Source organism: Sphingomonas pseudosanguinis (genome assembly GCF_052056765.1).
GTDB lineage: Bacteria > Pseudomonadota > Alphaproteobacteria > Sphingomonadales > Sphingomonadaceae > Sphingomonas > Sphingomonas pseudosanguinis.
The window spans coordinates 2,346,355-2,367,588 of record NZ_CP189888.1; the positions used below are offsets into that span (position 1 = coordinate 2,346,355).

The 21,234-nt window shown below is 67.6% G+C and carries 24 protein-coding genes and 1 pseudogene; 6 read left to right on the top strand and 19 right to left on the bottom strand.

Translation table 11 applies throughout. The annotated features are described in order from the left end of the window. Positions 1-116 precede the first annotated feature (116 nt). Positions 117-368, bottom strand: coding sequence for a hypothetical protein (locus tag ACQHGV_RS10520; protein ID WP_183951733.1), 252 nt, complete (start codon positions 366-368; stop codon positions 117-119). 93 nt (positions 369-461) lie between these two features. Further along, the gene (locus ACQHGV_RS10525) at positions 462-1,427 is read right to left on the bottom strand and encodes a cysteine synthase A (RefSeq protein ID WP_183951734.1); all 966 of its coding nucleotides are present in this window, start codon (positions 1,425-1,427) and stop codon (positions 462-464) included. Positions 1,428-1,596: 169 nt separating this feature from the next. Between ACQHGV_RS10525 and ACQHGV_RS10530 the strand changes: the two genes are divergently transcribed. The 3 genes from ACQHGV_RS10530 (at position 1,597) to aat (ending at position 3,560) form a co-directional block, all read left to right on the top strand. Then, positions 1,597-1,983: a hypothetical protein gene (locus tag ACQHGV_RS10530; protein WP_440978155.1), complete on the top strand. Its 387-nt coding sequence runs from the start codon at positions 1,597-1,599 to the stop codon at positions 1,981-1,983. Positions 1,984-2,103: 120 nt separating this feature from the next. After that, positions 2,104-2,817 carry a ParA family protein gene (locus tag ACQHGV_RS10535; RefSeq protein ID WP_440978156.1) on the top strand — a complete coding sequence of 238 codons (714 nt, stop codon included), beginning with the start codon at positions 2,104-2,106 and terminating at the stop codon, positions 2,815-2,817. Next, complete coding sequence (gene aat, locus ACQHGV_RS10540; protein WP_440978157.1) at positions 2,814-3,560, top strand: leucyl/phenylalanyl-tRNA--protein transferase; 747 nt, start codon at positions 2,814-2,816, stop codon at positions 3,558-3,560. Before ACQHGV_RS10535 ends, aat begins: the two co-directional genes overlap by 4 nt. Before the next feature lie 35 nt (positions 3,561-3,595). Here aat and ACQHGV_RS10545 read toward each other — a convergent pair. The 5 genes and pseudogenes from ACQHGV_RS10545 to ACQHGV_RS10565 all read right to left on the bottom strand — a co-directional run. Continuing rightward, positions 3,596-3,829 (bottom strand): annotated as a pseudogene (locus ACQHGV_RS10545) (DUF2155 domain-containing protein); the annotation flags it as partial. A gap of 206 nt (positions 3,830-4,035) precedes the next feature. Further along, the gene (locus ACQHGV_RS10550) at positions 4,036-4,428 is read right to left on the bottom strand and encodes an NADH:ubiquinone oxidoreductase subunit NDUFA12 (RefSeq protein WP_183951738.1); all 393 of its coding nucleotides are present in this window, start codon (positions 4,426-4,428) and stop codon (positions 4,036-4,038) included. A gap of 32 nt (positions 4,429-4,460) precedes the next feature. After that, positions 4,461-4,964, bottom strand: coding sequence for a DUF192 domain-containing protein (locus tag ACQHGV_RS10555; RefSeq protein WP_440978158.1), 504 nt, complete (start codon positions 4,962-4,964; stop codon positions 4,461-4,463). Then, positions 4,961-5,530, bottom strand: coding sequence for a cold-shock protein (locus ACQHGV_RS10560; protein WP_183951739.1), 570 nt, complete (start codon positions 5,528-5,530; stop codon positions 4,961-4,963). Before ACQHGV_RS10560 ends, ACQHGV_RS10555 begins: the two co-directional genes overlap by 4 nt. 114 nt (positions 5,531-5,644) lie before the next feature. Further along, positions 5,645-6,130 carry a regulatory protein RecX gene (locus ACQHGV_RS10565; protein ID WP_440980190.1) on the bottom strand — a complete coding sequence of 162 codons (486 nt, stop codon included), beginning with the start codon at positions 6,128-6,130 and terminating at the stop codon, positions 5,645-5,647. 174 nt (positions 6,131-6,304) lie between these two features. Here ACQHGV_RS10565 and ACQHGV_RS10570 point away from each other — a divergent pair, with 174 nt between their 5' ends. Further along, complete coding sequence (locus ACQHGV_RS10570) at positions 6,305-8,059, top strand: fatty acyl-AMP ligase (protein ID WP_183951740.1); 1,755 nt, start codon at positions 6,305-6,307, stop codon at positions 8,057-8,059. Positions 8,060-8,352: 293 nt separating this feature from the next. Here ACQHGV_RS10570 and ACQHGV_RS10575 read toward each other — a convergent pair whose 3' ends face one another. The 7 genes from ACQHGV_RS10575 to ACQHGV_RS10605 all read right to left on the bottom strand — a co-directional run bounded on the left by ACQHGV_RS10575 (position 8,353) and on the right by ACQHGV_RS10605 (position 14,235). Further along, positions 8,353-8,691 (bottom strand): DUF3140 domain-containing protein, encoded by a 339-nt coding sequence (locus ACQHGV_RS10575; protein ID WP_409787250.1) that lies wholly within the window; start codon positions 8,689-8,691, stop codon positions 8,353-8,355. Positions 8,692-8,738: 47 nt separating this feature from the next. Then, positions 8,739-10,121, bottom strand: a complete 1,383-nt coding sequence (locus ACQHGV_RS10580; protein ID WP_440978159.1) for a hypothetical protein — start codon at positions 10,119-10,121, stop codon at positions 8,739-8,741. 310 nt (positions 10,122-10,431) lie between these two features. Further along, positions 10,432-11,844, bottom strand: coding sequence for a dihydrolipoyl dehydrogenase (gene lpdA, locus ACQHGV_RS10585; RefSeq protein ID WP_440978160.1), 1,413 nt, complete (start codon positions 11,842-11,844; stop codon positions 10,432-10,434). Further along, positions 11,837-12,169 (bottom strand): hypothetical protein, encoded by a 333-nt coding sequence (locus ACQHGV_RS10590; RefSeq protein WP_206362551.1) that lies wholly within the window; start codon positions 12,167-12,169, stop codon positions 11,837-11,839. Before ACQHGV_RS10590 ends, lpdA begins: the two co-directional genes overlap by 8 nt. Before the next feature lie 104 nt (positions 12,170-12,273). Further along, positions 12,274-12,660, bottom strand: a complete 387-nt coding sequence (locus ACQHGV_RS10595) for an acyl-CoA thioesterase (protein WP_183951745.1) — start codon at positions 12,658-12,660, stop codon at positions 12,274-12,276. Beyond that, on the bottom strand, positions 12,657-12,869 hold the full coding sequence (locus tag ACQHGV_RS10600; RefSeq protein ID WP_183951746.1) for a hypothetical protein: 213 nt from the start codon (positions 12,867-12,869) through the stop codon (positions 12,657-12,659). The genes ACQHGV_RS10595 and ACQHGV_RS10600 overlap by 4 nt, the downstream gene beginning before the upstream one ends. Before the next feature lie 19 nt (positions 12,870-12,888). Further along, complete coding sequence (locus ACQHGV_RS10605; RefSeq protein ID WP_440978161.1) at positions 12,889-14,235, bottom strand: pyruvate dehydrogenase complex dihydrolipoamide acetyltransferase; 1,347 nt, start codon at positions 14,233-14,235, stop codon at positions 12,889-12,891. A gap of 130 nt (positions 14,236-14,365) precedes the next feature. Here ACQHGV_RS10605 and ACQHGV_RS10610 point away from each other — a divergent pair, with 130 nt between their 5' ends. Then, positions 14,366-14,821 (top strand): universal stress protein, encoded by a 456-nt coding sequence (locus ACQHGV_RS10610; RefSeq protein ID WP_440978162.1) that lies wholly within the window; start codon positions 14,366-14,368, stop codon positions 14,819-14,821. Positions 14,822-15,097: 276 nt separating this feature from the next. Continuing rightward, complete coding sequence (locus tag ACQHGV_RS10615) at positions 15,098-16,360, top strand: M20/M25/M40 family metallo-hydrolase (RefSeq protein WP_440978163.1); 1,263 nt, start codon at positions 15,098-15,100, stop codon at positions 16,358-16,360. A 106-nt stretch (positions 16,361-16,466) separates the two neighbouring features. Here the strand turns inward: ACQHGV_RS10615 and ACQHGV_RS10620 are convergent, their stop codons facing one another. The 5 genes from ACQHGV_RS10620 to ACQHGV_RS10640 form a co-directional block, all read right to left on the bottom strand. Then, on the bottom strand, positions 16,467-17,453 hold the full coding sequence (locus ACQHGV_RS10620; protein WP_440978164.1) for an RcnB family protein: 987 nt from the start codon (positions 17,451-17,453) through the stop codon (positions 16,467-16,469). Positions 17,454-17,574: 121 nt separating this feature from the next. Further along, a complete protein-coding gene (locus tag ACQHGV_RS10625) occupies positions 17,575-18,078 on the bottom strand; it encodes a GAF domain-containing protein (protein ID WP_440978165.1) in 504 nt (167 codons plus the stop codon). A 57-nt stretch (positions 18,079-18,135) separates the two neighbouring features. Beyond that, positions 18,136-19,914 carry a methyl-accepting chemotaxis protein gene (locus tag ACQHGV_RS10630; RefSeq protein ID WP_440978166.1) on the bottom strand — a complete coding sequence of 593 codons (1,779 nt, stop codon included), beginning with the start codon at positions 19,912-19,914 and terminating at the stop codon, positions 18,136-18,138. 197 nt (positions 19,915-20,111) lie between these two features. Beyond that, a complete protein-coding gene (gene arfB, locus ACQHGV_RS10635) occupies positions 20,112-20,537 on the bottom strand; it encodes an alternative ribosome rescue aminoacyl-tRNA hydrolase ArfB (protein WP_440978167.1) in 426 nt (141 codons plus the stop codon). A gap of 10 nt (positions 20,538-20,547) precedes the next feature. Then, positions 20,548-21,192, bottom strand: coding sequence for an RluA family pseudouridine synthase (locus ACQHGV_RS10640; protein WP_440978168.1), 645 nt, complete (start codon positions 21,190-21,192; stop codon positions 20,548-20,550). Positions 21,193-21,234 lie beyond the last annotated feature (42 nt).

Below are 21,234 nucleotides of genomic sequence, written 5' to 3' on the forward strand. Positions count from 1 at the left end.
GCCTGACGGATGGGTGTCGCCGATGGTGAGGTCAGAGCTTCGTTCGCCGCCAGTTACGCCCCTCCACCATGCTGCGCATGCCCCTCCCCTTGCAGGGGCGGAATAGAGAGGGAGGATCAGGGTTGCGCCGACTCCGCCGGTGCCTGGCTGTTGACCGGGGCGGGCGCGACGCCGAGTTCGGCCAGCGGCTCGTTGGTCGGCGCGGTGGTGTTGGTCGCGGCCATATCGGCGACCATGTTGGTTTGGGCCGCCCCCGCGACCGCCGCCGGCGGTTCGTCGCGGTTCAGCGAGCCGAGGATCGTGCTGGCGAGCGCGATCAGCAATATCACGGCGGCCAGGCCGATCATGCCGACTTTGACACGCTGCATGATATGATGGTGGTCGTGTGACTTCATGGAATTCTGTATCACTATCGTGCGCCTGCGCTTCTGTCGACCGCCGGACGCAAACGGTTCCGGCGCTTACAGTCCCTTCTCGGCCCGCCACGCCGGGTCATGGAGCGTGGAGAGGTAGCGAAACCCCGTATCGCACAAAATGGTTGCGATCCGCTTATTCGGCCCCAGCGAACGCGCCAGCGCCACCGCACCCGCGACGTTGATGCCCGAGGACAGGCCCAGGCACAGCCCCTCCTCGCTCAACAGCCGCTGCACCCAGTACCAGCCATCGGCGTCGGAGATGCGGAACTGCGCATCGACCGGCGCGCCGTCGAGATTGGCGGTGATCCGCCCCTGACCGATGCCCTCGGCCACCGACGACCCTTCGGACTTCAACTCGCCACAGGCATAATAATTGTAGAGCGCCGCGCCATGCGGGTCGCTGAGCGCGATGACGACATTCTCGTCATGCGCCTTCAGCCCCATGCCGACCCCGGCAAAGGTGCCGCCGGTCCCCGCCGCGCAGGTGAAGCCATCGACCCGCCCGTGCATCTGGTTCCAGATCTCCTCGGCGGTGCCGACGATATGCGCACGGCGATTGGCGATATTGTCGAACTGGTTGGCCCAGATCGCATTCTCCGTCTCCTCGGCGATCCGGCGCGAGGTGTGGACGAAGTGACAGGGGCTGGAATAGGGCGCGGCCGGCACCAGGACCAGCTCGGCCCCCAACGCGCGCAGCGTGTCCATCTTCTCGCGGCTCTGCGTCTCGGGCATCACGATGATCGTACGATAGCCCTTGGCGTTGGCGACCAGCGCCAGCCCGATGCCGGTATTGCCCGCCGTGCCCTCGACGATCGTGCCGCCGGGGCGCAGCGCCCCGCGCGCCTCGGCATCCTCGACGATGAACAGCGCGGCGCGGTCCTTCACGCTCGCCCCCGGATTGGCGAATTCGCACTTGCCGAAAATATCGCATCCGGTGGCCTCGCTCGGCCCTTTCAACCGGACGAGCGGGGTGTTGCCGATCAGGGCCAGGGTATCGGGGGTCGCATCCATGATCGCTAGATGGCCCCTGCCCCGGGCCACGGCAAGCAAAGCCTTGCTTGCCCACCCCAAAGCCCCATCATCGACCGGATCGCGACGTCCGCTTGCACCATTCCGGTGAACGCTACGGCATCTATCGACTTGACGCATGGTTGCTGCATTTGCGAAGCACCGCCCCGCTATGAAGAGCCTCCTCCCCCTCATCGTCGCCGCACCGCTGTTCGCCCTGGCAGCGTGCAATTCGCAGCCCAGCCAGCCCGAGGTCGTCGACACCAATCCCGACCCCATGGCCAACATCCTCGCCAATCGCGCGCCGGTGGAACTGCCGCCCGCGATCAAGGCCGACAAGACCTTCCGCTGCAAGGACCAGAGCCTGGCCTTCGTCACCTTCTTCCAGGGTGACAAGCAGGCCAATGTCCGCCTGAAGCAGGGCGACACCCCGGTGAAGCTGACCGCGCCGGCCGCCGGCGAGCCGCTGACCGCCGAGGGCGGCTGGAAGATGACGGGTGACGAGAAGAACATCACCCTGACCACCCCGAAGAAGGCCGCGCAGACCTGCCACGTCTGAGGCCATGAAAGCCTTCGCGTTCGAATATCGGACGATAGGGACTTGATCGAAAACCGGCCGGCGGAGATACCTCCGCTGGCCTTTTTCTTGTGAGGTACAGCCGGGAGGTCGAAGAACCGCGTGGCCGCGATCGCGATTTACAGTCTGAAGGGGGGCGTGGGAAAGACCAGCATGGCGGTCAATCTCGCCTGGTGTGCCGCAAGTCTTTGTGCGCGCCGGACTTTGCTATGGGACCTCGACCCCCAGGCCGCCTCGACCTGGCTGCTCGGCGGCCCGGCGCGCGGGGATCAGGCACAGGCCATCTTCTCCCGCGACATCGCCGTCGACCGGCTGGTGCGCGAAACCGACATCTCCCGCCTGTCGCTGATCGGGGCCGATGATTCGCTGCGCGGCCTGGATTTCCTGTTCCACGCGCTCGACAAGAAGAAGCGGCTCGACAAGCTGATCGACGGGCTGGACGATTATGACCGCATCGTCCTCGACTGCCCGCCCGGCCTGACCGAGACGACCGAACAGGTGCTGCGCGCCGCCGATCTGATCGTGGTGCCGGTCGTCCCCTCCGCGCTCGCCACCCGCGCGCTGGAGGTGGTCGATACGCATGTCCGTGGCCGGGTGCCGCTATTGCCCGTCCATGTCATGGTCGACCGCCGCCGCAAGCTCCATGCCGAGGCCGTCGCCGCCCAGCCCGACTGGCCCGTCATCCCGATGGCGAGCGTGGTCGAGGCGATGGGCGAGCACCGCGCCCCCGTCGGCGCCTTCGCCCCCCGCAGCGCGGCGGCGCAGGCCTATAGCGAGTTGTGGCGCACCGTCGAACGGCGGCTGACCAGCAGATGAGCACCGGGGCCATCGAACGCCTGACCCCGCACCTCGTCCTGGGGGCCTATGCGGTCGGTGTGTTCCCGATGGCCGATACGCGCGATACCGATCACGTCTATTGGGTGGAGCCGCGCAAGCGCGCCGTCCTGCCGCTCGGCGGGTTTCATCTGTCACGCTCGCTGCGCAAGACGGTCGCTGCCGACCGGTTCCGAGTGACCGCCGACACCGCGTTCGAATCGATCATCCGGCTATGCGCCGAAAGCGTCGCCGACCGGCCAGAGACCTGGATCAACTACGCCATCGAGCGGGTGTTCATCGACCTGTTCGACATGGGCTTTGCCCATTCGATCGAATGCTGGGACGGCGACGAGCTGGTCGGCGGACTCTACGGCCTGAGCCTGGGCCGCGCCTTTTTCGGCGAATCGATGGTCAGCCGGCGGACCGATGCGTCCAAGGTCGCGCTGGTCTGGCTGGTCGCACGGCTGCGCGCGGGCGGCTATAATCTGCTCGACTGCCAGTTCCAGACGCCGCACCTCGCCACCATGGGCGCGGTCGAGATCGGGCGCGACGATTATGTCGCGCTATTGTCCGATGCGTTGGCGGGCGTGGTCGGCCCCGGTGCGTCCGCCGCCGGTGCCTCGGCCCCCGGCGATTTCGGCGCGCTCGACCGCCTGGGTGCAGGCCCCGGCGCTGCGGCCGGCACCGTGTCGGGACCGGTTTCGGGCCAGGACATCGTGCAGTTCTTGGCCCAGACGTCATAGACCGGATGCTGGACGACGTTCAGCGCCGGCCGTTCCTTGAACACCCAGCCCGAAAAGACACGCCGCCACTTCTGATCCGCGCCATGCACGTCCAGCTGGACGAAGGCTCCGGTCAGTTGCTCGGTTTCCCAGGACGCTGTCTTTTCGCAGGCGCGCAGGCGGACGATCGCGTCGCCGACACGCACCGCCTGGCCGGGCTTGAGCGTCAGCTCGCGCGATACGCCGTTCCGCTTGTTGAGCAGGCCGACCACCGCGACCCGCTCCGCCATCGGCGTGCCGCCGGTCGGCAGGCCGGCCTGGCCCGCATCAACCGATTCGATGCCCGACGCGCCGCCGGGGCGATCGGGCAGGATCTGGCTGACGGCCGATTCGTCGCCACGCGCCGCGCGATCATCGGTCAGCGCCTGATAGCCGAACCAGCCACCGGCCCCGAGCGCGGCGGCCAGCACCGCGCCGGCCAGCCAGCGGGTCTTGTTCACCCCTCGGGCGTCCAGGCTTCATAATCGCCGGTCGCGGCGGCACGCTGGCCACCCTTTTCCAGCGCGCCCGACGGACGATAGGCGAGCGCGGTGCCCGTCATGTTGGGGATGGCCGGCTTCTGCCAGGCGCGACGCGGCGGCAGCGAACGGTCGGGCACGTCCTCGACCTGATGATGCAGCCAGCTGAACCATTCCGCCGGCACGCGGCTGGCATCGTTCGAGCCCTTGTAGATGACCCAGCGGCGCGGACGCCCGGCGGTGTCGCTGCCGCCCTCGTAATAGACGTTGCCGTGCGCGTCCTCGCCCACCTGCGCCTTGCCGCGCAGACCGAACCAGGTGCCAATGGTGGCGCCGTTCCACCAGGTGAAGGGATTGAGGTTGATGCCCATGACGCGCCGTGTAGCCCGGCTCTCGCCAGCCTTCAACCGCGTTCCGCGTCGCGCGGCCAGGAGACGGTGTCCCCTTCCGAAATGCCGAGCTCGGCCGAACGTCCGCCGACCAGCTCCAGCACGGCCGCGACCGGCTCGCCCGAGGGGACCGGCGCCTCGCTGAACGGCACGGTGTTCTCCGCGATGCGCGCGATCGTGCCATCGGCGCGGATGAAGAGGATGTCGAGCGCGGTCGGCGTGTTCTTCATCCAGAAGGACGCCTCGCGCGGTGCGGTGCCATCGGGCGGATAGGGCGCGAACAACATGCCGCCATCGGGCGTCAGGTCGGTGCGGTACATCAGCCCCTGCGCCTGCTCGCCCGTGGTCCTGGCCCGCTCCACCTGGAAGACATGCGCGCCTTGCGCGGTGCGGATCGTCACCGGAATGGTCGCGGCCTTGCGCGCCTCGGTGCTCCCGGCCTCCTGCGTGGCGGCGCCGGAGCATCCCGCCAGCGCGATCGCGATGGCCAGCGCCGCGCATGCGCCGGGGCGAATCATGCCGCCCCCCGCGCCGTCACCGCCACCGCCAGCGGCCCCTTCGGCCCGTCGACGATCCGCGCCGCCAGCGGCTGGCCGGGTTCGACCTCGACGATGCCGCCGCGCCGCAGCGTTTCCATGTGCACGAAGATGTCCGCCCCGTCGCTGTCGCGCAGCAGGAAGCCATAGCCCTTCAGCCGGTTGAACCATTTGACCGCGACACCCTCGGCCTCGCCCGCCTGGTCGACCAGCGCGGTGGGATCGATACGATCGGGCGAGCGTGGGCGCTTGGGCTGTTCGGGCACGGCATGGGTCAGGTCGATCGAGACGACTTCGCGCGCCTGATAGCCGCGCCCGCGTTCGACCGCGATCATCTCCACCCGCGCGCCCTCGGGCAGGCTGCGCCGGCCATGCGCCTGCAGCGTGGTGAAGTGCAGCAGCACATCCCCATAGGTCAGGTCGTCCGCGACCGCGAAGCCGAAGCCCCGCGTCACATCGAACCATTTGACGACCCCCGCCAGCCTTACGGCGTTGTCCGCCGTCTCGCCTTCGAAGCCGCCTCCTTCATTCGGCGTATCTTCCAGCATCTCATGCACCCTTGAAGGCTATTGCTAGCATCATTGCTCGCAGTCGCAACGTAAGGCGGCGCATTTTTCCTGGTCCGATCTGGGACCGATACCAAAAATTCGTTTGTTTTTCCGTCAGCCCTCGTCGTCGTCCAGCATTTCGCCCGGGGCCGCCGACACGATGCGGCGCGCCAGAGCCATGTCGTGGCCCGCCCGCATCATCGCCGCGAACTGCTTTTCCCGCACGACGCGGTCGGTCTCGCCATCCCCGAACGGCCCGATTCGCCGCCGCCGGGCAAAGGCCAGCGCGGCATCGCGCGCCGCCTCGGCGACCTGGGGCGCGACCGCCTCGCTATCCTCTTCCCCGATCCGCGCCGCGTGCAGCGCCTGACGCACCCGGCGCGCGCCCAGCCCCCGCCGGGCCAGCGCGGCGACCTTCGCCTCGGCATAGGCGCGGTCGTCGATATAGCGCAGTTCCACCATCTTCGCCGCCAGCCCTTGCGGGTCGGGTGCGCCCTCGCCCGCCCAGCCGCGTTCGCGCAGCTTGCGGCGCAGATAGTCGATCAGCTTGCCCTCGGTGGTCGCGAACCGTTCGACATAGCGCAGCGCCAGCCGCTCCATCAGGGCGGGATCAAGGGGCTTGGGCGGGCGACGTTCGGCGGACACGCCTTGTTTGTGCCACAGTGACCACGGATTTAGAACGCGGGAAGCCGCTATTGTCGGCGAATACGGAATCGCTCGTCCCCGCCGGTCGGTGGTACGAGGCGCAAAAGCATAAGGAACGAAGGCAAGGCCATGACGATCGAGCACCATCAGGACGACGCGCGCGCCATCATCGCGACGCCGACCGAAGATGCGCTGCCGCGCCGCTTCGCCGACTTCGCGACGTTGGGCGAGGCGCTGGACTATGCTGCCGCCGGCTCGCGCGGGCTGAACTTCCATGACGCGCGCGGCACCCTGACCCGCCCCTATCCCTTCCGCGAACTGCGCGAGGACGCGCTGGCCTGCGCCCGCCGCCTGATCGCCAGCGGCGTACAGCCCGAGGAGCGCATCGCGCTGGTCGCCGAGACGGGGCCGGAATTCGCCGCTTTGTTCTTCGGCGTCGTCTATGCCGGCGCCTGGCCGGTGCCGCTGCCGCTGCCGACCTCGTTCGGCGGGCGCGACTCCTACATCGAACAGCTTCGCGTCCAGCTCGCCAGCTGCGATCCCAAGATGCTGATCTTCCCTCCCGAACTGGCCCAGATGGCGGGCGCCGCCGCCGAGGCCGCGGGCGTCGAGGGGATCGACTGGGACAGCTTCGCCAAGCGCGAAGCCCCCGAAGCGACGCTGCCCGAGGCGAAGTCGGACGCGATCGCCTATCTGCAATATTCCAGCGGCTCGACCCGCTTTCCGCATGGCGTGGCGATCACCCATCATGCGCTCCTGAACAACCTGGCCGCGCACAGCCATGGCATGAAGATTCAGGAGAGCGACCGCTGCATCTCCTGGCTGCCCTGGTATCATGACATGGGTCTGGTCGGCTGCTTCCTGTCGCCGATCGCCAACCAGGTCTCGACCGATTATCTCAAGACCGAGGATTTCGCGCGCCGTCCGCTCGCTTGGCTCGACATGATCAGCCGCAATCCGGGCACCTCGGTCAGCTATTCGCCGACCTTCGGCTATGACATCTGCGCGCGCCGCATCTCGTCGCAGACCAAGGCGTCGGACCGCTTCGACCTGTCGCGCTGGCGGATCGCGGGCAATGGCGCGGACATGATCCGCCCGGACGTGATGCAGAGCTTCGTCGATGCCTTTGCCGATGCAGGCTTCCCCGCCACCGCCTTCCTGCCCTCCTATGGTCTCGCCGAGGCGACGCTGGCCGTGTCGATCATGCCGCCGGGCGAGGGCATCCGCGTCGAACTGGTCGAGGAAACCCAGTTGTCGGGCGGCGCGCAGGGCACCGATCGCCCGCAGCGTTTCCGCGCCATCGTCAATTGCGGCAAGCCCGCGCGCGACATGGTGATCGAAATCCGCGAGGAGGACGGCACTCCCCTGCCCGACGGCGCGATCGGCAAGGTCTGGTGCAAGGGCCCGTCGGTCATGGTCGGATACTTCCGCGACCAGGCCGCGACCGATGCCTGTCTGGTCGATGGCTGGCTCGACACCGGCGACATGGGCTATATGTCCAAGGGCTATATCTACATCGTCGGCCGGGCCAAGGACATGATCATCGTCAACGGCCGCAACCACTGGCCGCAGGACATCGAATGGGCGGTCGAGCAGCTGCCGGGCTTCAAGGCGGGCGACATCGCCGCCTTCGCCATCACCACGCCGGGCGGCGAGGAAACCCCCGCCGTGCTGGTCCAGTGCCGCAGCTCGGACGATGAGGAGCGCCTGCGCCTGCGCGACGAGATCCGCGAGCGCGTACGTGCGGTGACCGGCATGAACTGCGTGATCGAACTGATCCCGCCGCGCACCCTGCCCCGCACCAGCTCGGGCAAGCTGAGCCGCGCCAAGGCCCGCAACCTGTATCTGGCGGGCGAGATCAAGCCGTACGACGTCGCGGCCTGATTTCGGCCTGACGGTTTGGAAAGGGGCTCGGTCGAAAGGCCGGGCCCTTTTCTGTTTCCCACCCTCCGTTCAGCCTGAGCGAAGCCGAAGGCCAAGGGCCACACTCTCCAATCCGCCACCCCGGCGAAAGCCGCGGTCCAGTTGGGGTGAACGATCGAGCGCGCCACGGGCTAGGGGGTTACTGGGTCACGGCCTTCGTCGGGGTGGTATTTATATTGGGGTAACCCTTCGCCCGTGGCCTTCGACTTCGCTCAGGCTGAACGGAGCGTGGGGAATGCCGGATGAGGCCCGCCTCAATCCTTCAACGGATCATGCCCCCAATTCATCAGCGAGTAGCGCCACGGCGAATGCTCGACATCCTTGTCCGGCCCGCCCTGCTTCAGATGGCGGTGCACATAGCCGACGACCTTCTTCATATGCGCATAGTCATCGTCGGTCAGATCGGCCTTTTTCTTGTGCTTGATCGCGACGATCTTGCGGCCTGAATCATGCCCGACGCTCTCGTCGGAGCCGCTCTTCTTCTGGCCGACCTCTTTCGATTCGTCGGTGTCGAGGAACTTCTCCAGCTCGGCGGGGGCCATGTTCACGGCCTCCTTGAAATCGGCGTAAATCTGCTCGTGGTCGTCGGCCATCAGCGGTTCCTTTCGGGGCGATCAACGCCGTCCGGCCGATTTCGGGTTCAGCCCAGCATCCCCTGATAGCTTTGCGGCGGCACGGGCAGCGTCGCGCGCGTCGCGATGCCGACGACCAGGATCAGGCCAAGCACCACCGCCGTCGCCATGACGATCCGCCGATCCCCCCGCCATGGCCGCGCCAGTACCAGCCCCAGCGCGCAGGCGATAATCGCCCAGAGATGATAGCGGAAATCGGACGCCACGCTGATGACGAGGAAGCTCGCCTCCTGCCCCAACGTCGAGGCGAACAGCGCCCCCGCCAGCCCCGCCCCACGCGTGACCGCCAGCCCCCCGGCGGCGAGCACCAACCAGACGATGGGCCACATGATCGGCAGGTCGACCCAGGCCCCCGCCATCGTCTGCCACGCCAGCGCCACCCGCCCCGGCTCCCCCAGGCCGATCGCGTTGGGTTCGGTCGACTGTGGCGGGTCGGCGTTGATCCAGCGCGCCGGCACCGCCCATCGCCAGGTCGAGTTGAGGTGCGACAGACGCTGAGCGGCGTAAGCGATGGGATGATGCACAATGGCGGGGGCGAGCCGCGCATAAAGCGGCCCCGGCGCCATCGCCTGGAACCGGGCGAGCAGCGTGCCGCACCGGTCCGGCTCCCCCAGCGGGTCCCAGAAGAACGGCCGGACACAGGCCTTGGCCCACAGCCCGTCCACCTCCGCCGGCGTGAAGCCCAGACGCGGGTCGTACGGCACGCGCACCGCGATCCCCGCCAGATCGTAGAGCGCCTGGGCGCGCGCCACCCCGCTCGCCTGCGCGCCGAGCAACCGGTGGTTGACGACCGGCGCCAAGGCGAGCGTCGCCAGCGTCAGCGCGATGGTGAGCGCGATCCGCCGCCCCCAGCGCTCGGCGAGCAGGAACGCGACCAGCGGCGCGATCGCGAAGATGGCATTGGCGCGGACCAGCGCGGCATAGACCAGCAGGAGCCCGACCGGCAGCCAGGCCCAGCCCGGCACCGCCCGTCCGCGCAGCCGCCACCAGCCGACCAGCCCGACCGCCGCCAGCGTCGCAGCCGTCATCTGCGCATCCTTCAGTACCGAGACCTGCCAGCCCAGCCAGGGCGGCACCAGCCCGATCGCCAACACCGCCAGCGCCGCGCGCGGTCGCCGATCGACGATCCCCGCCGCGATGCCGCCCAGCCCGAGCCACCACCCCGCCAGCTGAAGCACCAGCATCGGCCCCGCCCCGTGCCGTCCGAACAAGGACCAAAACCGCGCCATGATCGGCGGATGCCAGTCGTCGTAACGCCCGCTCAGCACCTGATCATATTGGGTGACGCTGTCATATTGCGCATAGCCCGGCGCGAAAACGAGGACGCTCAGCCCAAACAGGATCAGGGTCGCGATCACGATGCGCAGGCGATGGGAATGGGCTTGGGTCATGGCGCGCCGATCAACTGGGTCGATAGCTCCGATGCGGCTAAATCCCCTCGTTTCGCAAGCGGAATGCGGCTGAATGGATGCGATCGGGCGGTGGGGACCGGGATTGATCCGGGGCTGTCTTCGATTCGATGACGCTACTTGAGGAAGGCGTCTTGCGTGGCCTTCGACTTCGCTCAGGCTGAACGGAGTGAGGGAATGGCATCACTTCCTAACCCGTTCAGCCTGAGCGAAGTCGAAGGCCAAGGGAATCCCCCAACGAAAAAGGGGCCCGCCGCAGCGAGCCCCCTTCTCATAACCGATGCCGCAAAAATCAGATGTGCAGCGCGCGCCCGTAAGCGGCGAGCACCGACTCGTGCATCGATTCCGAGATGGTCGGATGCGCGAACACCGTTTCCATCAGCTCGGCCTCGGTCGTCTCCAGCTGGCGGGCGACGACATAGCCCTGGATCATCTCGGTCACTTCCGCGCCGACCATGTGTGCGCCGAGCAGCTCGCCGGTCTTGGCGTCGAACACGGTCTTTACGAAGCCCTCGGCCTCGCCCAGCGCGATCGCCTTGCCGTTGCCGATGAAGGGGAACTTGCCGACCTTCACCTGATAGCCGGCTTCCTTTGCCTTCGCCTCGGTGAGACCCACCGACGCGACCTGCGGACGCGAATAGGTGCAGCCCGGGATGTTGCCCTTGTCCATCGCGTGTGGGTGGACATCCTTGTTGCCCAAAGCCTGCGCGATGGCCTCGGCGGCGATCACGCCCTCATGGCTCGCCTTGTGTGCCAGCCACGGCGCGCCGGTCACGTCGCCGATCGCCCAGATGCCGTCGACATTGGTGCGACCATAGCCATCGGTCTTGATGTGACCGCGATCGGTTTCGATGCCCAGCTTCTCCAGACCGATATTCTCGGTGTTGGGGACGATGCCGATGGCGACGATGGCGTGGCTGAACTCGGCCGTCTCGACCTTGCCGTCCGGGCCCTTCATCGCGGCCTTCACACCGGACGCGGTGGCTTCCAGCTTTTCCAGACCGGTCTTGGTCTTGATCGTCATGCCGAACTTGGTCAGCTGCTTGGTCATGAACTCGCTGACTTCGGCGTCCTCGACGGGCATGATCCGGTCGAGCATCTCGACGATGGTCACTTCCGCGCCCATGTCGTTGTAGAAGCTGGCGAACTCGACGCCGATCGCGCCCGATCCGATGACCAGCAGCTTGGTCGGCATGGCGGGCGGCACCATCGCATGGCGATAGGTCCAGATGCGCTCGCCATCCGCCTTGGCGAAGGGCAGGTCGCGGGCGCGCGCGCCGGTGGCGACGATGATATGCTTGGCGGTCAGCTCGGTGGTCTTGTCGCCTTGGACGACCGACAGCTTGCCCTTTCCAGTGATCGTGCCGACGCCCTCATGGACGGCGACCTTGTTCTTCTTCATCAGGCCCTTAACGCCCGCATTCAGCTGGCCCGCGACCTTGCGGCTGCGATCGACCACCTTGTCGAGGCTGAACGAGGGCTTCTCGACCGACAGGCCGTACTGGGCGGCATGGGTCATGTAATGATAGACCTCGGCCGAGCGCAGCAGCGCCTTGGTCGGGATACAGCCCCAGTTGAGGCAGATGCCGCCCAGCCGCTCGCGCTCGACGATCGCGACCTTCAGGCCGAGCTGGCTCGCGCGGATCGCCGCGACATAGCCGCCGGGGCCGGAGCCGAGGACGATAAGGTCGTAAGTGTCAGCCATAACGCATCCTTGTCACGAAAAACCCAGTGAAGGCGCCGTAGGGCACTGCATACGCCGCCGTAGTGAAACCGGGCGGCATGAAGAAACTGAGCGGGACGATTGCCCCCGCCAAAGCTCCAACCATGCCACCAAAAATACTATTCCCAATCAGGGATCGTCCAAGGTACCGCGACGCGACGAAGGCCAGCGGGAACCCCACGATCAGCATGAAAGGGCCGCTGACAATCGCCGCCGCACATGACGATATGATTGCCAGCATCACAAACCCAAAAACTTCCCAGAGGCTCGGCCACCCCCATGGCACCGATTCATAGATCGCAACCATTCCGAACGTCATGGGGAGCGCCGTGAACGAGCCACATATCCACGCCCTTCCACAAGCCGCGAAGACACTGGGACCATCCACTGCCTCCGCATCGTCCATGGACCTTACCCCGCCATCGGCGGAACGGTACGCGGCTTGCGGTCCCGGTCGGTCGCGACGAACACGAAGCGCGCCTGCGTTACCTTGGTCGCATCCTCGACATGGCGGGCGCGGCGCCAGGCCTCGACCTCGATCGTCATCGATGTGGTGCCGACGCGGACGAGCTGGGCATAGACCGAGACTTCGTCGCCGACGAGGACGGGGGCGTGGAACTTCATCCCCTCGACCGCGATCGTAACCGCACGGCCGCCCGAATGGCGCGACGCCACCGAGCCGGCCGCGAGGTCCATCTGGCCCATCAGCCAACCGCCGAAGATGTCGCCATACGGATTGGCGTCGCCGGGCATCGCGGTGACGCGGATGACGGGGACGAGATCGGGCAGCGTGCTCATTGTTCGGAATGCCGGCGGGCCATGCGGTCGGCGATGCGCGCACGGTGGAGCGGGCCGATGCCCATCACCACCGTCGCGACCATCGCCGCCGCCCCGCACCACCAGATTTCGGCGCGGGCCAGGGGATAGGCCCAGGCGGCGGCGCGGGTCATGATCACCGCCGCCACCAGCCCGAGGACGATGTAGAACAGCTCGATCCGAACCCGCATGGCTCCCGCCCCCGGTCTATCAGGCCAGCATCGCCAGCGGACGCTCGACCAGCTCCTTGAACACCTTCATCAGCTCGGCGCCGTCGGCCCCGTCGATCGCACGGTGGTCGAAGCTGCCGGTCGCCGACATGACGGTCGCCACGCCCAGCTGGTCGTCGACGATATAGGGGCGCTTCTCGCCCGCGCCGATCGCCAGGATCATGCCCTGCGGCGGGTTGATGACCGCCTCGAACTGCTTGATGCCGAACATGCCCATGTTCGAGATCGAGGCCGTACCACCCTGGAATTCATGCGGCTGCAGCTTGTTGTCGCGGGCGCGGGTGGCCAGGTCCTTCATCGTGGTCGAGATGGACGACAGCGAGCGCGTATCCGCCTCCGACACGATCGGGGTGATCAGGCCAGCCGGGGTCGACACCGCGACCGAGATGTCGGCACGCTTGAAGCTGATCAGCTGGTCCGGCGTGAACATGACGTTGCACTTGGGCACCGCCATCAGCGCGACACCCAGCGCCTTGATGAGCATGTCGTTGACCGACAGCTTCACACCGCGCGATTCGAGACCGGCGTTCAGCTCGCCACGCAGCTTCAGCAGCGCGTCGAGGCGCACGTCCACCGTCAGATAGATGTGCGGAACCTGCTGCTTCGACTCGGTCAGGCGGCGCGCGATCGTCTTGCGCATGTTGGACAGCTTCGACGCTTCGTGCGGGATGTCCGGCACCTGCGCGGGCTTGGGCGCGGCGGCCGGGGCGGCAGCGGCTTCCGACGACGAAGCGCTAGCAGCGGGAGCGGCGGCCTTGGCCTGACCCGGCTGCGCATTCTCGACGTCGGCCTTCACGATACGGCCGTTCGGACCCGAGCCGGTCAGCGCCGACAGGTCGAGGCCCTTTTGCGAGGCGATGCGACGCGCCAGCGGGCTGGCGATCGCGCGGCCATTGCCGGCGCTCGATTCGCCCTGCTTGCCCGAATCGACGGGCTTGCCGTGATCCTCGGCCTGGGTCAGCGTGCGCTCGGCGGGCTTGGCTTCGCTGCCGGTCTTGTTGGGATCGGTCGGGTCGGTCGGCATGGGGTTGGCCGGGGCCGGGGTTTCCGACTTGGTGGGGGCCTGGACCGACGACGCATCCTCGCCCTCTTCGGCCAGGATCGCGATGACGGTGCCGACCTTCACATTGTCGGTGCCCTCGGCGACGAGGATCTTGGCGATGACGCCTTCATCCACCGCCTCGAATTCCATCGTGGCCTTGTCGGTTTCGATCTCGGCCATGATGTCGCCGGACTTCACCGTGTCCCCTTCCTTCACCAGCCATTTGGCCAGCGTGCCTTCCTCCATGGTCGGCGACAGCGCGGGCATCTTAATCTCGATCGACATGGAGGTCCTCTCGGGGGAAAACGAATTCCGTAGCGGCCCGTCTCTTGCGCCCGAATTGCGCTCGGTCAAGTCATGGCCTTGCATGAAATACTATGTAACGGCATCCGTTGGAGACAATTAGGGGGCCGCGATGCGTATCTATCTGGTCGTGATCGACGACAGTCCGGAATCCAGGATCGCCCTGCGCTTCGCCGCCAGGCGTGCGGTGAAGACCGGCGGCGGCGTCGAAATCCTGACGATCCTGCCGCCGCAGGAGTTCATCGCGTTCGGCGGCGTGCAGGCAACGATCGAGGACGAGGCGCGCCAGCAGGCCGAGGCGCTGGTCGCCAGCGCGGCGGGCGCGATCCTCGACGAATCGGGGCTGCGTCCCGCCATCACGGTGCGCGAGGGGGACGGGCCGAAGGTGATCCGCGAACTGATCGCCGCCAATCCGGAGATCGCGGCGCTGGTGCTGGGGGCTGCTGCCAGTGGTGCACCGGGAACGCTGGTCAGCCATTTCTCGGGCACCGATGCGGGCGCCCTGCCCGTGCCGATCATGATCGTGCCGGGGTCGCTGACGCCGGAGGCGATCGATCGGTTGAGTTGAGGGCGTTTTCGCGTGGCCTTCGACTTCGGCGCTAGGCGCCGAAGTTTATCCTGAGCGGCTGGCTGGCAAGCCAGCCGCTCAGGCTGAACGGGATTCGGAGAATACCGGCCGAGTTCGGGGGGTAGCCCAAACCTCCGTTCAGCCTGAGCGAAGTCGAAGGCCACGCCCGACGCTCCGCCCCAAACCCCGTTCACGCCGAGCGAAGCCGAAGCGCACGTATAACGCGGGCCGATCAACCACTTGCCACCCCCGCCCCGCTCGGCCAGTCTCGCCCGCATGATCCTCCCCCTGCTTCTCGCCGCCGCCTCGACACCGGCCGCCGCCCCCTCCCCCGCCCGGCTGAAGGCCGATGTCGAAGCGTTGGTCGGGTTCGGCACGCGCCATACCGCCTCGACCACCACCGATCCCAAGCGCGGCATCGGCGCGGCGCGCGACTGGGCGGCGCGGCAGTTCGAGACGATCGGGCAAGGCTGTAACGGTTGCATCACCGTCGAGCGGATCAACCGTCGCTTCACCGGCCCGCGCGCACCGAACGGCGTGATGGTCGAGGACGTGCTGGGCATCCAGCGCGGGCGCGATCCGTCGCGCGTCGTCATCGTCGGCGCGCATATCGACAGCCGGGTGACCGACGTGATGGACGCGACCTCCGACGCGCCGGGCGCCAATGACGACGCCTCGGGCGTGGCGCTGGTGCTGGAGGCGGCGCGCCATCTGTCCAAGCAGCAGTTCGACGCGACCATCGTCTATGCCGTCTTTTCGGGTGAGGAGCAGGGCCTGTGGGGCGCGACCCTGCTCGCCGATACCGTCAAGGCCCGGAACTGGCGGGTGTCGGCGATGCTCAACAACGACATCGTCGGCAACACGATCGGCCAGGGCGGCGTGCGCGAGGCACGCTGGGTGCGGGTCTTTTCGGAGGGCATCCGCGCGTCCGAAGACCTGCCCCAGCAGATGCAGCGGCGCGGAAACGGCGGCGAGGATGACGGCCCAAGCCGCGCGCTGGCCAAGGCGATCGACGGCGTCGCCGACAAGCTCGGCGGGCTGGACGTGTTCCTCGACCGCCGGCCGGACCGCTTCGGCCGGGGCGGCGATCACGAGCCGTTCCTGAAGCTGGGCTATCCCGCCATCCGCTTCTCGGTCGCCAACGAGGATTGGGACGCGCAGCATCAGGACCTGCGCAAGGAAGGCAATGTCGCGTTCGGCGACACGATCGACAAGATGGACTTTCCCTATCTGGCGAAGGTGACGGCGATCAACATCGCCACGCTCGCCCGGCTGGCCGCCGCACCCGCCGCGCCCGACAAGGTGACGATCAGCGGTGCCTTGTCGCGCGATACGAAGGTCGAATGGGCGGCCGTGCCGGGAGCGGTCCGCTACCGCGTCCATTGGCGGCGCAACGATGGTCAGGAGTGGACCCAGTCACGCGACGTGACCGAGCCGGGCACCGTGCTGACCCAAGTGCCGGTCGATGATCACTTCATCGGCGTGTCGGCAATCGCGGCGGATGGCGCCGAAAGCCTGGTTACCTTCGGCGGACGCTGATCGGGGCGGAGGGTAAAAGGATGCCGCTCCGTGGGAGTTGGTCGGAGCGGCATCCCATATTTCGACCCGGCGTCTCCTCGGGTCGAACTCCCCCCTGGGGAAGGCGTCAGCGACGAACCAACTTGCTCCGGGTGCGTATGCGGCGCGGGGCCGTGCGCACAACTTCGGTCGTGGTGGTGGTCGTCGTCACCGGCGGACCCTGTACGACGACCGTGGTCACCGTGGGGGCCGGATAATAATAGCCGCCTTCATAATAGCCTGGCCGGCCTGACGCAAGCGTACCGACGGTCGTCGTCGTCGTGACGGTGCTGCCGTCGCGCGTGACCCAGCGTCGTCCGGTCGCGGGCGGCGGCGGCGGTGGAGCATAGTCGTCCCGATAGCCGTAATCGGGCTGACCATAATCGTCATAGCCCGGCGCCATCCGCGTCCGCCGATCCTCGGCCCGGTCGATCGCATAGCCCGCCGCCGCGCCGACGCCCGCCCCGATCAGCGTACCGCCCAGTCGATCGTCACGCCCGACAATGACGTTGCCGGCGATGCCGCCCGCCACCGCCCCGATCGCCGCGCCGCCCAGGCCCCGGTCACGCCGGACCGGCGGTGGCGGCGGATAGCCGGCCCCCGCATAATCGGGCGCGCCCGCCCCGTCCCAGTCGAGGCCGGCCATGCTGTCATAGACCCCGCCGCGCGGATCAATCAGCACCGCATCGTCATAATAGCGCGACCAGCGATAGCCCGCCGGCGGCTGCGGCAGGCGATAGACCGCCCAGTCGTCGATCGCGAAGCGCGGGCTGGTCCAATAGCCGGGCAGGACGGTGCCGCGCACCGGTCGGCGATAGGCGGGCCAGCCGCCCGGCGCGTTCGCCCCGCCCCACCAGCGACCACCGACCAGGCTGCCCCAGCGGTCGCGGCGCACCGGCCCGGTACCCACGGTGCGCGTCGTCACCTCGGGCCGGACCATGGTCGGCGATGCGGTGTCGATGTTGGGCCGGGGATAGCTGGCACCGGCGCGCAGCGGGGCACGCTCCTGCGCCACCACCGGTGCGCTCACCATGGTGGCGAGGGATAGGCTGATCAGATGCGACAAGGTCCGCATGGCGTGGCAAATTTCCCCTGTTTCAAGGCTTGGACGTCCCCCCAAACGCCCGGGCCGCAACAAAGGTTTGTTACCAGCGCGGCCCTTTTGCCGATAGCGCCGCGCATCGTCCCGAATCGGGTCAGACGGGTCGGATCGCCTTGCCCGCGAGCCGGGGGGCGAGCAACGTCATCAGTGCTTCGCAGCCCGCCTGATCCTCGGCATCGAAACGGTCGGGCACCGGGCTGTCGAGATCGAGCACACCGAGCACCTGGCCGTCATGGACGATCGGCACCACCAGTTCGGACCGGCTGGCGGCGTCGCAGGCGATATGGCCCGGAAAGGCGTGGACATCGGCCACGCGCTGCGTCTCGCCGGTGGCGACGGCCGCGCCGCACACGCCCTTGCCGACGGGTATGCGGATGCATGCCGCCTTGCCTTGAAACGGCCCCAACACCAGCTCGCCCGCCACCATGCGGTAGAAGCCCGACCAGTTGAGATCGGGCAGATACTGCCCGATCAGCGCGGCGGCATTGGCCATGTTGGCGATCGCGTCCGCCTCTCCGGCGGTCAGCGCGTCGAGTGCGGCGTGGAGGTCATGATAAAGCTCCGCCTTCGATCCGGCGGCGATGTCGAACTGATACATGGCGTGAATGTAGTCTGCCGGGGGCGCTGCGTCATCCCCCGGCCGGCCCGATCGCGATCAGCTCGCCAGCGCCAGCCTGGGACCGGACCGCCGCATCTCGACCATGGCGTGATGGCCGCCCCGCTGGGCCGCGTCATGGCCCAGCCGGAACTGCGCGACTTCGCGGGCCAGCACATCGGCCTCGGCCGCCAGTTGGCGCGCCGCGGCGGTCGCCTGTTCGACCATCGCCGCATTCTGCTGGGTCGTACCGTCCATCTCGGCGACGGCGGTGTTCACCTGCTGCAGCCCCGTCGCCTGCTGCTCGGCGGAGGCGGCGATGTCGGAGACGAGCGTGCTGATCTCGGCGATTCGCTTGAAAATCGTCTCCAGCGAGCGCCCCGTCTCGCTGACCAGATCGACACCCATGCCGACCTGGGTCGTCGAGGCCTGGATACGGTCCTTCACGTCCTTGGCCGCATCGGCCGAGCGCTGCGCCAGCGCGCGGACCTCACTGGCGACGACCGCAAAGCCCTTGCCCGCGTCACCGGCGCGCGCGGCTTCGACGCCGGCGTTGAGCGCCAGGAGGTTGGTCTGGAAGGCGATGCCGTCGATGACGCCGATGATCTCCGAAATCTCGCTCGACGACCGTTCGATCGCGCCCATCGCGTCGACCGCGCGGCGCACGACGTCGCCCGACTGCTCGGTGTCCTTGCGCGCCGCCGCGACGATCGCATTGGCACGGTTGGCCCCGCCGGCGGTGGCGCGAACGCCGGTCGTGATCTCGTTCATCGCGGCGGCGGTTTCCTCCAGGCTGGCCGCCTGCTGCTCGGTCCGCTGCGACAGGTCGTCGGAGGCCGATCGCACCTCGCCCGCCCCGGTCTTCACATGCCCCGCCGACTGGGCGACCCGCGCCAGCGTCTGCGCCAGCCGGTCCATGCTGGCGTTGAACGAGCGCGCCAGCCCCTGATATTCGATCGGCAGCGTGTCGCCGACCCGGTGGGCGATATTGCCATGACCCAGTTCGTCCAGCGCCGCCGCCAGTTCGCGGACGACCAATTCCTGCTTTTCGACATTGGCGACCTGCGCCAGCGCCGCGCCGCGAAACACCTCGACCGCCGAGACCATGGTGCCGATCTCGTCGGCCCGCCCGCCCCCGTCGAGCGTCAGCGTCAGGTCGCCATCGGCCATGCGACGCATCGCATCCGCCGTGCCGCCGACCGGCCCCAGCACCCGGCGAAGGATATAGAAAATTCCCCCCGCCATCATCGCCGCCAGGATCAGGCCCAGCATGGCCAGGATCGCCAGCGTGCCATGCAGCTTCGACAGGCTGAACGCCGCCACCCGGTCCTTGGCGGTCGCGACGTCCTCGACCAGCGCGTCGATCGCCTGACGGTGCGCGGTGTAGAGCGCGGTCAGCCGCGCATAGCTGGCCTGCATCGCGGGGCGATCGCCACGCCGGATCGCCGGCAAGGTCACCTGGTCCAGCTCCTGCCAGAAGGCATCGGCCGGACCGCCGGCGCGGTCGACCAATTGCCCCTTCAGCCCCTGCTCGATCCCGGCGGCCTTCCACCGGGCGAGGCTGGCGCGGAAATCGGTTTCCAACCGCTTCAGGCGCGGACCACGATCCGCCAGCGATGCCGGGTTCTGGACCAGCAGCGTCGCTTCCAGATAAGGTTCGATGATATAGGCCGGGGGCGGCAGGATGTCGGCCTGAAGGTCGCTGATTGCTTGATTGGCCTCATCCACCGGGCCGCCGATCCGGATCGTGTCGATCTCGAATCCGGTCACCGCTCCACCGAGCAGCAAAACACCCAACGCCACGACGCCGCCCGTGCGGCACTTACTCTTGATACTCAAAGAACAACTCCTGGTTGCCCCGGAGATGCGTCGTCACTTACTAAAGATAGGTTATTTACGAGTGGGAAATATTTGTTTCATGATTGCAAACGCTTGATCGAATATTTCAAATTGTATTGGCTTTGCGTACAGTAATTTATGACATGATCTTCATGAAAACTTTGGAGAATTGAGCATGTCGGGCCGGTCTGGCCGAATCAATCGAAGCGGACCTTGCCCCGTCCCGCCTTGACCGCGCTACGCCCCTTCTTGGCATCGACACGACGGGTCTGGGACGCCTTGGTGGGCTTGGTCGGACGGCGCTTCTTGGGCACCAGCGTCGCTTCACGGATCAGGGCGATCAGCCGTTCGCGCACCTCGCGCCGGTTCATCTCCTGCGATCGGCTGGCATCGGCGCGCAAGGTGAGGACGCCGTCACGGCTCAGCCGCGTGCCCGCCAGCACCGCCAGCCGCATCTTCACCGCCTCGGGCAGGCTGGGCGAGTTGGCGACGTCGAACCGCAGCAGCACCGCGCTGTCGGTGGTGTTGACATGCTGTCCACCCGGCCCGGAGGCGCGGGTGAAGCTCTCGCCGATCTCGCGCTCGTCGATCGCGATGGCGCGGGTCACCGGGATCAGCGCCATCGCCTGCGCCCTATTCGGTGAACGCGCCGAAGCGTTCGGGAAGCGGGGCCTCCGCTATGATCGGGTCCTTGGCCTCGCCACGCGGAACGGTCAGGCTGGCGGCGTGGAGCAGCATCCCCCCGGCCTCGCCCGCGCCGTACACCAGATCGCCGACGACGGGCGCGCCGAGCGCGGTCGCGGCATGGACACGGATCTGATGCGTGCGCCCGGTCTGGGGCCGGAACTCGACCAGCGTACGTCCGCCCTCATGGCGCAGCGCACGCCAGCCGGTCCGCGCCGCCTTGCCCGCCGGGTCGGCGACGATCCGCCAGCCGTCCTCGATGGTCGACACCTTCGCGAGCGCCAAGTCAATCATCCCCTCGCCCTCGACCACGCCGTTCAGCACCGCCAGATAGCGCTTTTCGACCAGGCCGCCCTCGAACGCCTGCTGGAAACGGGCATGCGCCTTGGGATTGCGCGACAGCAAGAGGCAGCCGCTGGTGTCGCGGTCCAGCCGGTGGACCGGCACCGGCCAGCGCTTGAACCCGAATTTGAGCGACTCGAGGTGGTTTTCGAGGCTGATCGACCCGTTGCGGGGCCGATCGACGGGCAGGCCCGCCGGCTTGTCGATCACCAGCGCCTCGCCGTCGATGAATAGTACGCGATCTCCGTGCATGCCGCTCCCTTGCCACCGCGCGCGCCGACATGCCAGAGGCGC